The sequence below is a fragment of the Pseudomonas sp. XS1P51 genome, from assembly GCF_054897845.1.
Genome location: NZ_CM142707.1, coordinates 294141 through 307752 on the forward strand (window position 1 = coordinate 294141; position 13612 = coordinate 307752).

Below are 13612 nucleotides of genomic sequence, written 5' to 3' on the forward strand. Positions count from 1 at the left end.
AGCCTGAGGTAGCAAGCTCAAGGTCAGGCATTGGTTGAAACCGGGCCGACTTAATTCCCTACCGGGACATGACCATCTCTTCCAGAGTCTCCCGGGCAAGCCTGGCGACTGAATCGGCTCCGTGGTAATTCGATCTGACTATGCTGTTGATCTCGAAATGATCTGAATCGGGTCCGGACAATACTACTGAGAGGGTGCCATCCAGATGAAGGCAGCACTCAACCTGATAGCTGGGAAGCCGTGCAGCTAGGGCTGCTTCTACCGGAAGGTAGAGTTGACGGGCAAGTCGCGACGAGTGGGAAATGACTGCTTTTGGCCGATTCTGTTGAAAAAGTCGGTCATGGTTTCCTCAGCAGAAAAGTACGCGTCTGAGATTGAAATCTTTACTTTTGGCAGAGGCTTCCGGACTCGGATTTCACATAGCAGCGTGCAAAAAAGGCGTTTTCACTAGTCAATGAACAGGCAGTTTTGGCAGACCGACTTTTTCAACAGAATCGGCCGATTTCTGCCGATCACTGTGAGCCGGAGTCGACCTGAAACAAGCGCTTGGCGATATCTATGAAACTATGAACCTGACCTATGGAGCGGGCAGTGATCCAGTGGCAGAGTAGGCTGGAAAAGACATCATCGACTCAGCCGGTGGATGCTCGTAGGTCGAGGACAAGACAGCACTGAGTCGATCGCCCAACAGGTTCCAGGCGCGTTTCTTCTCTTCGGCATAATCGTGATGCAGATAGTGGCGTCTCACCCGGGAGCCAGCCAGCACATGGTTTTGACAGCGATCGATAACATCCAAGCTAACGCCCAAGGCCTGCATCATGGTCGCGCCGGTGCGGCGCAGGTCATGCGGCGTCCAGTCACCGTTCTGGCCGTCGGCGAGGACCAGGGTATCGTCGTGACGCCGTCGGGAGAGGGCCTTGCGGTTTTTGAACCGAGCTTGACGGTCACCGACCTGTTTGCTCACCACTTTCACGTCCACATGCTCATCATCCTGCTTGTTCGGAAAGCACCACTGGGAATCTCCCGTCAGGGTCTTGAGTTCCTGAAAGAAATGCAGGGCGAAAGGCGAGAGGAAGACATGGTGGTCCTGTTTCTTGCCGCGAGTGCCTTTGACGTTTTCGCTGGGGAGGAACCAGATCTGCTGGTCCAGATCGACATTTTTCCATTCGGCCTGCAGCAACTCGCCTATCCGACACAGGGTGCCCAGACTGATCCAGAGCGCGAGTTGGGTTTCCTTCTTTAACGGCCGTATGCCGTCGTATTTTTGCCCAGCGGGCAGGGCGTTGTAATCGGCCGTCATTTGCTGGAAGCGGTTGTGCAGTTCCAACAGCTCAGCCGGGGAAAGGATGCGGCTTCTTTCGGCCTCGTAGTCGGCAGGGATCAGCGGGGAGATGTCGACCAGCTCAGTCGGATCGCCCTCGATCAATAAGGCCCGCCAGGGCTGACGCTTTCTGGCCCAGCTGAACATCTGAGTGAGGTCGGCGAAGAAACTGATGGCTTGCCGGTGAGCGCCGCGGTTGATCACGGCCCGGATCAGCGCCCGAACATCGTGTTCGGAGACGCTGCTCACCGCGGTCTTGCCGAGTGCCGGAAAAAGGTCCTTGTTAAAACGGCGCTGCAATTCAGCATTGCCATCTTTGCGCGCCACGCCATCCAACAGCCACGCCTTGGCTAGATCCTGGACGGTCAGCGTTTTCACCGTCGTCGTTTTTACTAGTTCAGCCTCTACGTTAGCAGCGGCGCATGCTTGTGCCTTGGCGGTTTTCTTTTGCTCGTTGGGATTGATCTGCTCATCAATGAGCGCCCTGGCCTGATTACGCGCCTTGCGGATGTCCGTCAGGGATTTGCGTGGCCAGGACCCGCAGGCGTATTCTTTGTTCTGGTCGCCCCACCGATAGCGATAGAAAAAGCTGACCGACACGCCGTCCTTACGCAGGGAACTTCGACCCGCGAGATTGCCATCTTCCCGGAGGATTCGGCCGGCATCGTTGGCAGTTAGTGCCTCAAGTTCTTTGATGGTAATTTTGGCCATGAAACGGACTCCCCCTACTTTTACCCCCACAAAAACGTCGGCTCTTGATGGACGTTACTGGACTCTCGTAGAGCAGAACACCGCTGGAGCTCAAGTAAATACTAGCTTAGAAAAATCCAGAGTAAAATTTTAGAAGCTTTCAAGAAGTATGAAAAAGGAGATGGGGTGCTAGGGGTCGAGTGTTCGAATCACTCCGTCCCGACCATATAATTCAAGGGGTTGCGAGATTTTATCTCGCGACCCCTTTTTATTTTTGGTCGTTTTTACCCCTACAAAACGACTGGCTCTGGGTGGAGTCCTCAGCTGATTCCAAGGTCGGTGTTTGTTCCGGGCAGGGCTTTGGTCCGGCTTGATAAGTGAGCTGGATCGACGATTTCGACCACGCTAATGCAGCACGATCCAGCGGTAAGAGCCTCCTCAGAAGCGATGCTCATCGCTGTCCCGTTGCGTGGACACTCCGGTGCGCAGTGAGGCGTGGCGCTGGGCAATGCTCAGGTCCTTCAGCGGGCCCTACTGGACCACGTAGCTCACGGTCAGGTTACGTTCCCACTCACTTTTGTCGCCAGTGGGAGTACGGATGTTGGAGTCGCTTTCGTACATGCCCAGGAAACTCAGGCCGGGAATCCCGACTTTCGCAAAGTCATAGCCATGGCGAACCTGCCAAGTGGTTTCCCCGGCGCGCTGGAACTTGCCGATCATCGATTCAGTCATGAAGTAGGCGGTCGAGCCGTCGCCCTGGCTCAACCAGACTGCATCGCTGTCGCCGCTGACTTGTTGCAGGCCTGCGGCGAAGGTGTGGCCGTTCACCAGGTAGGTGAATTGCGCGCTGCTCAGGCGACTGTCGACCTTGCCTTTGGTGACGCTGTCGTCGTAGTAGCCGAAGGTGTAGAAATTCGGGTCATGGTCGTTGGCTCCATCGGAGCGCGTGTCGAAGTGTCGCAGGTCGGTACGCAGGCTGCCGGGGCCGACCTGCCAATCGTATTTGAGACCCAAAAAGTTCTGTTTGTAAAAGTCCTGCAGATTGCCGTAGTAGTACTGCAAGGTCAGGTCTTTGGTCGCTCTGTAATTCACGCACTGCGCGATTGCCTGTAAAGGGATCAGCTATCGGTGGTGAATGCTGTGCCTTTAAAAAAGCAGAAATCTGAATCATCGGATTTCTGCTGTACACGGCTGCTATTCAAGGTATGTAGACTGTCTCCAGTGCCCACAGCGTTGGTCGTTGCGGATCAATCTTCCGGCAGGTTATTGAATATTTTTTCCAGTGTTCCGTTCAGTTTCGTGATCTGGGCTTCAGTCAGACCTTTGAAACTGGTGCGGAAGATATCGCTGGTAGCGTGCTGGATTTCTTCAATGGTGTGGCGTCCGGTATCAGTGAGCGAGACCTGAGTCACCCGCCCGTCACTGACGCTGGTATTGGTCTCTACCAGCCCGTCGGCTTTCATGCGATAGACAATTTTGGTGATGGTCGAGAGCTTCGCGATGGCGTGGATGGAGATTTCCGAAATGCTCGACTCGCCATTTTCCTTGAGGATGAACAGAATCCGCCAGCGCGGTATGTCCATATCGATTTTTTTCAGCGCTTTCTCCATGGCCATGGAGTAGCGGCCGTGCAGGCGAGCCAGCCAGTAGAAGGGAAACTCTTCCTTCTTGAAGTCTTCGCTGGCGGGGTTGTATCGGCTCAGGCGCTTTTTCGGGGTGGTCATAAAGGTTGGCGTAGTCTTTCAGGTGAGCGGGTTTGATAGCGGGCGTCATTGTCGCGCCGCCCGCGGTAAAAAACCAGCAGACACGCCGTAGCGTGCCTCAGGTAAGGACGTCAGGCCAGACCTTCGTGTTTGAGGCTCTCACGGAAGTGTCGGCAACCGTTGATCAGCAAGAGCAGGGTGAGTGCGACTGCGAAGGCATTGAGCAGGGAAATCGACGAGCCGACCATGGCCGGATTTTGGAATAGCCGGTCGGTGAGCAGCGCGACTAGTGTGGTACCAAGACCCAGGCCGATCAGATTGGAAATCAGCAGGAACAGCGCGCTGATCTGCGCTCGCATCTGATTGGGTGGCAGGATCTGCATGGCTGCGGTTGATGCCGGCATTGGGAACGAAGCGAAGAACATCGCCGGTGCCAGCAACGCCACGGACATCCACAGTTCGCTGACCTGGGTGAACGCGATGGCTGGCACGGCCATGCCGATTGCCCCGATGACTCCCGCGCGGATCGGCGCATCGCTGTAGCCTTTTTTCGCCAGCCAGTCGATCAGCCAGCCGCCACAAAACACGCCACTGGTATTGGCCAGTAGCACCACGATCCCGAGCATGTAGCCGGTATCGCTGGGGGCGAGACCGAATTTGCGCATATAGAAGGCTGGGGTCCAGCTAAGCATGCAGAACAGCGTCATCGCGTAGAACGAAAACCCCAGGTAGTGGCAGAAAAAGGTCTTGCGGTGCACTGCCAGGAACTTGAACGCCTGTTTCATGCTGGGCGCATGGACCTTGCCCTCGGCGTCCAGTTTCAAACCCTTGCGAGCCGGGTCGCGAATGGTCAGGGCAATCAGCAGGGCAACGAGAATGCCCGGCAGTCCCACCAGAAAAAACGTCACCTGCCATGGCCGCATTTCGCCCAGTAGCGGTACGGCGACACTGTCGAGGTTCTTCAGCAAGTCGATGACGTAGCCGCCAATCAGAAAGGCCACGCCGCCACCGATGAACGAGCCTATCGAGTAGATCGCCACGGCGCGTCCGAGTTTTTCCCGGGGGAACATATCGCTGAGCATCGAGTAGGTGGCCGGCGACAGCGCCGCTTCACCAATCCCGACACCGATGCGCGCCATAAACATCTGCAGGAAGTTTTTGCTCACTCCGCACAGGGCCGTCGCCAGACTCCAGAACGCGATGCCGACGGCGATGATTTTCGGTCGGGAAAATTTGTCCGCCAGCAGCGCGATGGGCATGCCCATGAAGGCATAGAACAGGGAGAAAGCCAGGCCGTGCAGCAGGCTGAACTGGGTGTCGGATAACTGCATGTCGTGTTTGATCGGTTCGATCATCAACGCCAGGATTTGACGATCGATGAACGAAAAAATATAGGCCAGCATGCAAACGGCAACGACATACCATTCGTAGGCATAGCTTTTGCGGGTGACCTCGGTCAGTGTTTTGCTGGTCATGCTGTTTGGCCCCTTCAGGGTTGGCAATCAGTCAGTCGGCGGCAGCGGTTCGCAGTTGGGTGTATTGGTGACGTCGTCGTTACCCGAGCGCCTTGCCCTGGTGCGTTTATTGGTTTTGTTGTGCGGTTCCAGGTTGCCAATGGCTTGGCATGTGTGTGCTGCAGGACCTTTTTAAGCCCTTGTTTGCCTTGACTCTATGCACCAGGCGCAGAGGCTGTTCCGGGCGCGCAGAAAGCGTTTGCGTGGCGTGAAAATTGCTTTCCATTTCCACTAAATTATCGATGTGCCTGCGGGCAACGGTGTCATTTTATGGAGGTGCTTCAGCATGTTCGATCAACACTCTTCGCTCCGTCATCATTGCCTTCTGAGTTCCGGCGGGTTTGGCGAGGTCAAGGATCGGGTCAGTCATTACCTGTGGCCCCACCAGATGAAAATGCAGCAGGGCGGCGCCCTTCAATCGCAGCTGTACGGCGTGTTTTTCGGCAGCTCGGCGTTGTTCGATCTGCACTACGGTGCACCGGTGGAAATCGACGCCGGCGATATCAGTGACTACTACCTGATTCGGGTCACCCTGGAAGGCAGCGGCATGGTCAGCCTGGGCAAGCAGAGCGCGATTTTGCGAAAGGGCGGACTGACGATTTCTTCGCCTTCCGAGCGCAGTTTTATCCGTATCGACAAGGACTGCCGCAACCTGATTTTGCGCGTCGATCGCCAAGCCCTCGAGCGTCAGCTACAAGTGTTGCTCAACCGGCGTTTGCGTCAGCCGTTGGTGTTCGACATTCAGGTCAACGCCGAGCATCAGGGCATGGCGACGGTAAGGACCACCCTGGATTACATCTGCCAGCTCTATGGCGACGCCAGCCAGACGCTGCTGACCTCAACCATGGGCGGGAGTCTGTCGGACTATCTGCTGTCGGTGCTGCTGACCCAGTTGCCGCACAATTATTCGGTCGATCTGCTGCAAGACCAGCGCCAACCAATGCCTCACCACGTCAAGAAGGCCCGTGACTACATCGAACAGCACCTGGCCGAACCGATTGCGCTGGCGGGTCTGGCGCAGTTCTGTGACGTGTCGATCCGCACCTTGCAAAATGGCTTCACGCGCTTTCTTCAGCAAACCCCCAGCGACTATGTCCGTACTCGTCGGCTGGCCTTGGTTCACGTAGCCCTGCAGCGGGCCGGACCGACCGACAGCGTGACGGATATCCTGTTGCGTCACGGGGTCGCCAGCTTCGGTCATTTCGCCATGCAGTACCGCAAGCAGTACGGCTGCCTGCCCTCCGAGACCCTGCGACGTCAGGCCTGATGCATGAGGATGAATCGCTCAGCCCTGTAGAAAACGCTGGGCCAGGTCGAGTTGGGAGTTGGCCAGTTGATGTAGCTCCTCGCCGATCTGGGTACTGCGTCGGGACTGATCGCTGCTGGTTTGCGCCAGGTTCACGATCTGGGAAATCTGGCCATTGATCTCTTGCGCGACTTGACCTTGCTGTTCGATGGCCGAGGCCATTTGCAAACTCATGCCGGAGATCTGCCCGACTTCCTCGCAGATACGCCGCAATGCGGTTTGGACCTGCGATACGTCTTCGCGTGATTCCCGCGCGGCCGATTCGCCGCGTTGCGCGGTGGCGAGGGCCAGGGCGCTGCCGTCACGCAACTGCTCGATCGAGCGTTGGATTTGTTCAGTGGATTCGCGGGTGCGGGTCGCGAGGCTGCGTACCTCATCGGCGACCACTGCGAAACCGCGTCCGGTCTCGCCGGCGCGGGCCGCTTCGATGGCCGCATTCAGCGCCAGCAAATTGGTCTGCTCGGCAATGCTGCGAATCACATGCGCGACGCCGCTGATTGATTCGATCGATTCTGCGAGGCGGCTGACGGCCTGGCCAATTTCCTCGACCGAGGTGCACAGGCCGGTCATCGAACGCTGACTTTGCCCGGACATCCGGTCACCATCGCGAGCCAGGTGGTCGACGGCTTGGGTAGCTTCGGCTGCGTGTTGCAGGTTGCGCGACAGTTCCTGGATTGTGGCGCTCATCTGATGGACGGCGGCGGCGGACTGCTCGGCTTCTTCGAGTTGTCGTTGCAGGTGCCCGGATTGGGTCTGCACCAGTGTCGACGATTCTTGCGCGCGTTGACGCACGGTCTCGCCGTTGATTCGGATACGCGCCATGACCGTGCGCATCCGTGTGTTCTGGCTATTGAGGGCCATGTCAAAACGGCTGGCGAGGCTGGCACTGCCGTCCTGAAGCGGTGCCAGCAAGGCGTCGCTGTAGACCTGATCATGGCGGGCCATGATCCGGGAGACATCCGCGCGCTGTCTGGCGCGCCATTGCCAGATCGAAGCGAACACGCCGCCAAGCACCAGCAGCCCCGGTGCCAGGTCGATCTGTCCGCCGACCATCGCGCCAGCCACCCCAAGTCCCAGCAGCCAGGCGATACCCTGGCTGCTGGCGTGTTCCTGCACGTGCTGGATAAAAGTCTGCGGGCCGTGGCCGTCATTCAAGCGTCGATAGAGTTTTTCCGCTCGCAGGCTTTGGGCGGCGTCCATCGGGTGATACGCCGTGCCCAGCGCATTCAGCTGACCGCCCTCCAGCAGTGGCACCACATAGAGATTGCACCAGAACGTCATGCCCTGTTTATCGCGACCCATCATAGGCGCTGTCCAGGGCACACCGCTGCGCAAGGTCTCCCACATACGATCAATGACTCGCTTGGGCATCAGCGGATGATTGATCAGCTCATGCGGCTGGTTCAGCAAGTCCTCCCGGGCGTAACCGCTGAGCGCCACATAGGCATCGTTGCAGGCGATCAGATGGCCGTGAACATCCAGGCGCGAGATCGGTATTTCTGGCTGCGCCGCAACGATGACCGGCGGCGTGTATTCCTTTGATTTAGCCACTGAACGCTCCCGCGATTACCAGCACTGGCCGCGTTCGGCGCGCATTTTGCGAACCATGGCGTCGAAAAATTTCACAGCGAAGCCGCTGTCCCGAATGAGCATGGCCGTGAGTTCGGCACACTTCTGGCTGATCGCTTCAGGCAGCGGATTGTCCTCACCGCCCAGAGCGCCGGCCTGGCACTGGATTTCGGCGGCGCGCTGCACTGTCCACAGCAGGAAGAACGCCTTGGCAATGCTGCTTTCGCCGACGGCAATGCCGTGATTGCGCAGCACCAGGATGTGCTTGTCGCCAAGGCTGTCGATCATCCGCGCTTTTTCGTCATCGAATAGCGTGATGCCTTCGAAGGTGTGGTAGCCGATCCGTCCGTAGAGTTGCGCACCATAAAAGTCGTTATGGGCAAAACCAGCCTTCTTCATGACGATGGCCGAAATCGGCGTGGTGTGCGTATGGATCAGGCACTGAATGTCCGAACGGGCACCGTGCACCGCGCTGTGCAGGGCGAAACCGGCGGGGTTGCCGTCGTAGGGCGAGTCCTCGAGCTTCTTGCCGTGCAGGTCGACCTTGAGCAGGTTTTGCGGCGTCACTTCGGTGTAATTGAGGCCGAACGGGTTGACCAAATAATGGTGCGCCGGGCCGGGAAGGCGCGCGGAAATATGGTTGAAGATAGTCTCGGTCCAGCCGAAGAAATCCACCAGGTGGTAGCAGTGCGCAAGTTGCACGCGCAGTGCCCATTCTTCGTCGCTGTACGCGTGCGGTTTTGCCATTGGGGTGTGATCCATGTCGGAGTCCTTGTCGTAGTGATTCAGTGACGGGCCTGTTCGCCGCGAAAGCGTGCCAGGGCAATGAGGTGTCGAGTAACGGGCATCGGGATCGCCATGCCATCGGCCAGCTCCAGCACTGCATCGCCGATGGCGGCCAACTCCAGAGGACGGCCTTTTTCATAGTCCTGGAGCATCGAGGTGCGCACGGCGCCCATGCCGGCGCCGAGTTCGAGAAAGGTCCGTGGATCGATGCTAACGCGCGCGCCGTACGCGGCGGCCGTCAGCAATGCTTCGTGCAGGCAACTGCTGACCAGGTCGCGTAACTCCGGCAGGCTGTAAAGCTGATCGAGCGTCGCGCCGGTAATCACCGAGAGGGGGTTGGAGGTGAGGTTGGCGATGATCTTGGTCCACAGATTGTCGCGGATGCGGTCGGTGGCTCGTGCTTCGATGCCGACACTTTCGATCAGTGCGCGCACACGCTCCAAGCGGGAGCTGAGGCAGTTGTCGGGCTCACCAAAAATCATCAGGTGCGGGGTGTTCGATTCAGCCACCGCGTTGGCCGGGCAGTGCGCGGTGATGAACACCACGCAGCCGATCACGTGGCGCAGGTCCAGGGCCTGGTTGAGCGTCGACTGCGGATCAACCGCGTTCACCCGTTGCCCGTCGTAGCGTCCGCCTTCACCGTGGAAGTACCACCACGGCACACCGTTGATCACCGGGATCACCACCGTTTCGGTGCCGATCATCGGTTGCAGTTGCGGCAGCAGGCTGGCCAGGGCTTGTGCCTTGGTGCAGAGGAATATCAGGTCTTGCTCGCCAAGGCTGGCAGCGTCGTCGCTGGCCTCGACTCGCACATGATGATGACCGTCCAGATCGGACAAGTGGATGCCGTCACGGCGGATGGCGGTCAGGGTTTCACCTCGGGCCAGTACGTTGACCGTATGGCCGTTACCCGCAAGACGGGCCGCCAGGGTGCAGCCGATGGCACCGGCACCGGCGATGCCGATGCGCAAGGAAGAAGCGTTCATCGTGACTCCGGATGTTCAGAAAGGCCTGGGAAGGCCGGACCCGGCGCCGTTTCGGGCGCCGGGGCAGGGCGGCGGTCAGTTGGCGAGCATTTCCTGGTGCTTGCTGGCCAAGCCGAGATAGGCTTCGATCACGCGGGGGTCATCAGCCAGTTGTTGCGCCGGGCCCTGCATGGCGATCTGACCGGTTTCCAGCACATAGGCGTAATCGGCCACCCGCAGGGCGGCACGCGCGTTCTGCTCGACCAGCAGAATCGATACCCCTTGCTCACGCAGCGCGGTGATGATGCGGAAGATCTCCCGGGTAATCAGCGGCGCCAGGCCCAGGCTTGGCTCGTCGAGCATCAGCAGCTTGGGCTTGGCCATCAGCGCCCGGCCGACGGCGAGCATCTGCCGTTCACCGCCAGACAACGTCGCCGCCAATTGCTCGCGGCGTTCCCACAGGCGCGGGAACAGTTCGTAGATTTCGCCAAGCGTTTCGCTGTAGCGACGGTCGCCCCGGCGATGGCGTTGAAAAGCGCCGAGCAGCAAGTTGTCGGCCACGCTCATGCTGGTGAACAGTTCGCGTTTTTCCGGCACTAGGCCCAGGCCCCGCGAGACCATCACTTCCACTTCCGGCAAGGTTTCCAGGCTGCCGTCGAAATGCACCTGACCCCGGGAGCCAAGCACGCCCATGATGGCCGAAAGCAGGGTGGTCTTGCCGGCGCCGTTGGGGCCGATCACCGTCACGATCTGGCCCTTGCCGACGGTCAGGCTGGCGTCGCTCAGCGCTTCGACCTTGCCGTAGGCCACGCTCAGGCCCTTGATTTCCAGTACGGCGTCGTCGACCTGGTTGCGCGGTGCGAGGCGCGGTTCCACTTGTATGTTCATCATTCAACTCCTCCCAGATAGGCTTCCAGCACGGCCGGATCCTTCTGTACGTCTTCGGGCAGGCCCTGGGCGATCCGCTGACCGAACTCCATAACCACCACGCGATCGACCAGGCCCATGACGAAGTCCATGTCGTGCTCGACCAGCAGAATCGCCATGCCTTCGCTGCGCAGGCGGCTGAGCAGGATGCCAAGGGCTTCCTTTTCTTTCAGGCGCAGGCCGGCGGCGGGTTCGTCGAGCAGCAGCAGGCAGGGGTCGGCGCACAAGGCGCGGGCGATTTCCAGAATCCGCTGTTGGCCGAGTGCCAGGCTCCCGGCCTCTTCATACAAGTAATCGCCCAGGCCTGCGCGCTCCAGCTGACGCCTGGCTTCGCCGAGCAGTTCGGCTTCCTCGCGACGATCCAGGTGCAGAGCCGCCGACAGCACGCCTTGCTGTCCACGCAAATGCGCGCCTATGGCGACGTTCTCCAACACGCTCATGTTGCCCAGCAGTTTCACGTGCTGAAAGGTGCGACTCATGCCCATGCGCGCCACTTGCCGCGAGTTCAGGCCGTTGATCTTTTGACCCATGAACAGCACTTCGCCACTGCTCGGCGTATCGACGCCGGAGAGCTGGTTGAACATGGTGCTTTTGCCGGCACCGTTGGGGCCGATCAGCGCGAGGATTTCACCCGAGCGGATTTCCAGGCTCATGTCGTTGTTGGCCACCAGCCCGCCGAAGCGCTTGGTCACATGCCGCGCTTCAAGGATCAGCTCGCCGTGTTTGGGCAGTTGCCGGCGCAGCAGGGGCGTAGCCTTGGCATCGACATTCCGAACCTTGGCGCGGACCCTGAAGCGAGCCGGTATCAGGCGCGTCAGCAAGGGCCATAGCCCGCCCGGTGCGCGCTGCATCAGCACCACGATCAGGATGCCGAATACGATGATTTCGTAGTTGCCGGTGTTACCCAGCAGGTGCGGCAACCAGTCCTGCAACCATTGCTTGAGCAGGGTCAGGATGCCCGCGCCGAGCAGGGCGCCCCACACGCTGCCGACCCCGCCGATCAGGGCCATGAACAGGTAATCAATGCCCATGTTCAGGCCGAAAGGTGTCGGGTTGACGAAGCGTTGGGTGTGCGCATAAAGCCAACCGGAAATGGCTGCGAACACCGCAGAGATGACGAAGATCACCATCTTCGAGCGGAAGGTATTGACCCCCATCGACTCGGCCATTACCTGGCCGCCCTTGAGTGCGCGAATGGCGCGGCCTTCGCGAGAATTCAGGAGATTCTGCGTGATGACGATCGCCAACAACAGCAGGGCCCAGATCAGGTAGAAAATGTTTTCGCCCTTATCCAGTTTCAGGCCGAACAATGAAATCGATGGCAAGCCACCGACGCCGGTATGGCCGCCCAGGGATTCCAGGGTACCGAACAAGTAGTACAGCGAAAGGCCCCAGGCAATCGTTCCCAGCGGCAGGTAATGCCCCGACAACTTGAGCGTCAAGGCGCCGAGAATTAGTGCCACTGAGGCGGTGAGCACCACGCCCACCAGCAGCGTCAGCCACGGTGACGTCCCGGCCCAGGCCAGCCAGGCCGGCAATTGCTCGGTGGTGGTCAGGTAGGCAGAGGTGTAGGCGCCCAGCCCGACGAACGCGGCCTGACCGAAACTGGTCATGCCGCCGACACCCGTGAGCAGCACCAGCCCCAAGACGACCATGGCGTACATGCCGATGTAATTGAGCAGGGTGACGTAGTACGGCGGCAACAGCAGCGGCGCGACGCCCACCACCAGCAACAGGGCAAGCAACAGATAGCGCGAATTCATTCTTCTTCCTCCACATGACGACTGGTGAGCGAACGCCAAAGCAGGAACGGAATAATCAGCGTGAACACGATGATCTCTTTATAGGTACTGGCCCAGAACATCGAGAATGCTTCGATCAGGCCCACCGCCAGGGCGCCGAGTGCGGCGACCGGATAGCTCACCAGTCCGCCGATGATCGCGCCGACAAAGCCTTTGAGGCTGATGACAAAACCAGAGTCGAAATACAGCGTGGTGATCGGGGCGATCAGGATCCCCGACAGCGTGCCAATCAGCGCCGCGAGCAGGAAGGTCGACTTGCCGGCGAGGGTCGGCGAGATCCCCATCAGCCTCGCCCCCATGCGGTTAACCGCGGTGGCACGCAGGGCTTTGCCATAGAGCGTGCGCTCGAAGAACAGATACAGTCCGACGATCAGCCCCAGGGACACGGCCAGCACCCAGAGCGTCTGGCTGTTGAAGGTGACCGGGCCCAGCTCCAGGCCGGCTTCGGAGAACGGTCGGGTGCGGGCACCTTCGGGACCGAACAGTAACAGGGCGATACCGACCATGCTGACGTGCACGGCGATCGACACAATCAGCAAGACTAGTGAGCTGGCCGAGGCGATCGGCTGGAACACCAGTCGGTAGATTTGCGGCCCCAGCGGAACCACCAGCGCCAGCGTCAGCAAGGCCTGGACCGCCATCGGCAACTCCGCCAACGGCAAGGTGTTGATCAACACCGCCAGCAGGCCGGCATAGCCGAGCTTGAAGAGAATGCGCACGGGGAACCGAAAGGCCTGGCTTGAACGCGCCGCGCTCCAAACATCGAGTGCGCAGTCGATCAGCGTCAGGCCGAGCAGCAGCCAGACCAGAGCAGTCGGGTGACCGCTCTGCAACGTGGCCATGGTCAAGGCGCCGTAGGTCACGAATTCACCCTGGGGGATCAACAGGATCCGGGTCACGGTGAACACCAGGAGGATCGACAGGGCCAGCAGCGCATAGATTGCGCCGTTGGTCATGCCGTCCTGGCCCAGCAGCATGGCTATCTGGAAATTCATAATGAGAGCTCTTTTTCTACAGATTGAATAACAG

11 protein-coding genes and 1 pseudogene are annotated in these 13612 nt (G+C 59.3%); 1 reads left to right on the forward strand and 11 read right to left on the reverse strand.

Features of this window, described 5'->3' with window-relative positions; genetic code table 11:
* Positions 1-58: 58 nt before the first annotated feature.
* From ACYZUD_RS01425 to ACYZUD_RS01445, 5 genes and pseudogenes are all read right to left on the reverse strand, one after another.
* Positions 59-304 (reverse strand): hypothetical protein, encoded by a 246-nt coding sequence (locus ACYZUD_RS01425; RefSeq protein WP_462025163.1) that lies wholly within the window; start codon positions 302-304, stop codon positions 59-61.
* Between the two features lie 273 nt (positions 305-577).
* On the reverse strand, positions 578-2032 hold the full coding sequence (locus tag ACYZUD_RS01430) for a tyrosine-type recombinase/integrase (protein WP_462022259.1): 1455 nt from the start codon (positions 2030-2032) through the stop codon (positions 578-580).
* A gap of 417 nt (positions 2033-2449) precedes the next feature.
* Positions 2450-3103: pseudogene (locus ACYZUD_RS01435) on the reverse strand (OprD family outer membrane porin); the annotation flags it as partial.
* 155 nt (positions 3104-3258) lie between these two features.
* The gene (locus ACYZUD_RS01440) at positions 3259-3735 is read right to left on the reverse strand and encodes a MarR family winged helix-turn-helix transcriptional regulator (protein ID WP_462022260.1); all 477 of its coding nucleotides are present in this window, start codon (positions 3733-3735) and stop codon (positions 3259-3261) included.
* A 110-nt stretch (positions 3736-3845) separates the two neighbouring features.
* Positions 3846-5189: a spinster family MFS transporter gene (locus ACYZUD_RS01445; protein WP_462022261.1), complete on the reverse strand. Its 1344-nt coding sequence runs from the start codon at positions 5187-5189 to the stop codon at positions 3846-3848.
* Positions 5190-5514: 325 nt separating this feature from the next.
* On the opposite strand from ACYZUD_RS01445, the gene ACYZUD_RS01450 reads away from it, so the two are divergent.
* Positions 5515-6495 carry an AraC family transcriptional regulator gene (locus tag ACYZUD_RS01450; RefSeq protein WP_462022262.1) on the forward strand — a complete coding sequence of 327 codons (981 nt, stop codon included), beginning with the start codon at positions 5515-5517 and terminating at the stop codon, positions 6493-6495.
* Positions 6496-6513: 18 nt separating this feature from the next.
* On the opposite strand, the gene ACYZUD_RS01455 is transcribed toward ACYZUD_RS01450, so the two are convergent.
* From ACYZUD_RS01455 to ACYZUD_RS01480, 6 genes are all read right to left on the reverse strand, one after another.
* Entirely contained in the window at positions 6514-8085 is a 1572-nt protein-coding gene (locus ACYZUD_RS01455; protein ID WP_462022263.1) for a methyl-accepting chemotaxis protein, read from the reverse strand.
* Positions 8086-8100: 15 nt separating this feature from the next.
* Complete coding sequence (locus tag ACYZUD_RS01460) at positions 8101-8865, reverse strand: class II aldolase/adducin family protein (protein ID WP_462022264.1); 765 nt, start codon at positions 8863-8865, stop codon at positions 8101-8103.
* A gap of 23 nt (positions 8866-8888) precedes the next feature.
* The gene (locus ACYZUD_RS01465; protein WP_462022265.1) at positions 8889-9875 is read right to left on the reverse strand and encodes a ketopantoate reductase family protein; all 987 of its coding nucleotides are present in this window, start codon (positions 9873-9875) and stop codon (positions 8889-8891) included.
* A 75-nt stretch (positions 9876-9950) separates the two neighbouring features.
* On the reverse strand, positions 9951-10745 hold the full coding sequence (locus ACYZUD_RS01470) for an ABC transporter ATP-binding protein (protein ID WP_462022266.1): 795 nt from the start codon (positions 10743-10745) through the stop codon (positions 9951-9953).
* Entirely contained in the window at positions 10742-12544 is a 1803-nt protein-coding gene (locus ACYZUD_RS01475; RefSeq protein WP_462022267.1) for a branched-chain amino acid ABC transporter ATP-binding protein/permease, read from the reverse strand. The genes ACYZUD_RS01470 and ACYZUD_RS01475 overlap by 4 nt, the downstream gene beginning before the upstream one ends.
* Complete coding sequence (locus ACYZUD_RS01480; RefSeq protein ID WP_462022268.1) at positions 12541-13578, reverse strand: branched-chain amino acid ABC transporter permease; 1038 nt, start codon at positions 13576-13578, stop codon at positions 12541-12543. Before ACYZUD_RS01480 ends, ACYZUD_RS01475 begins: the two co-directional genes overlap by 4 nt.
* Positions 13579-13612: the final 34 nt, after the last annotated feature.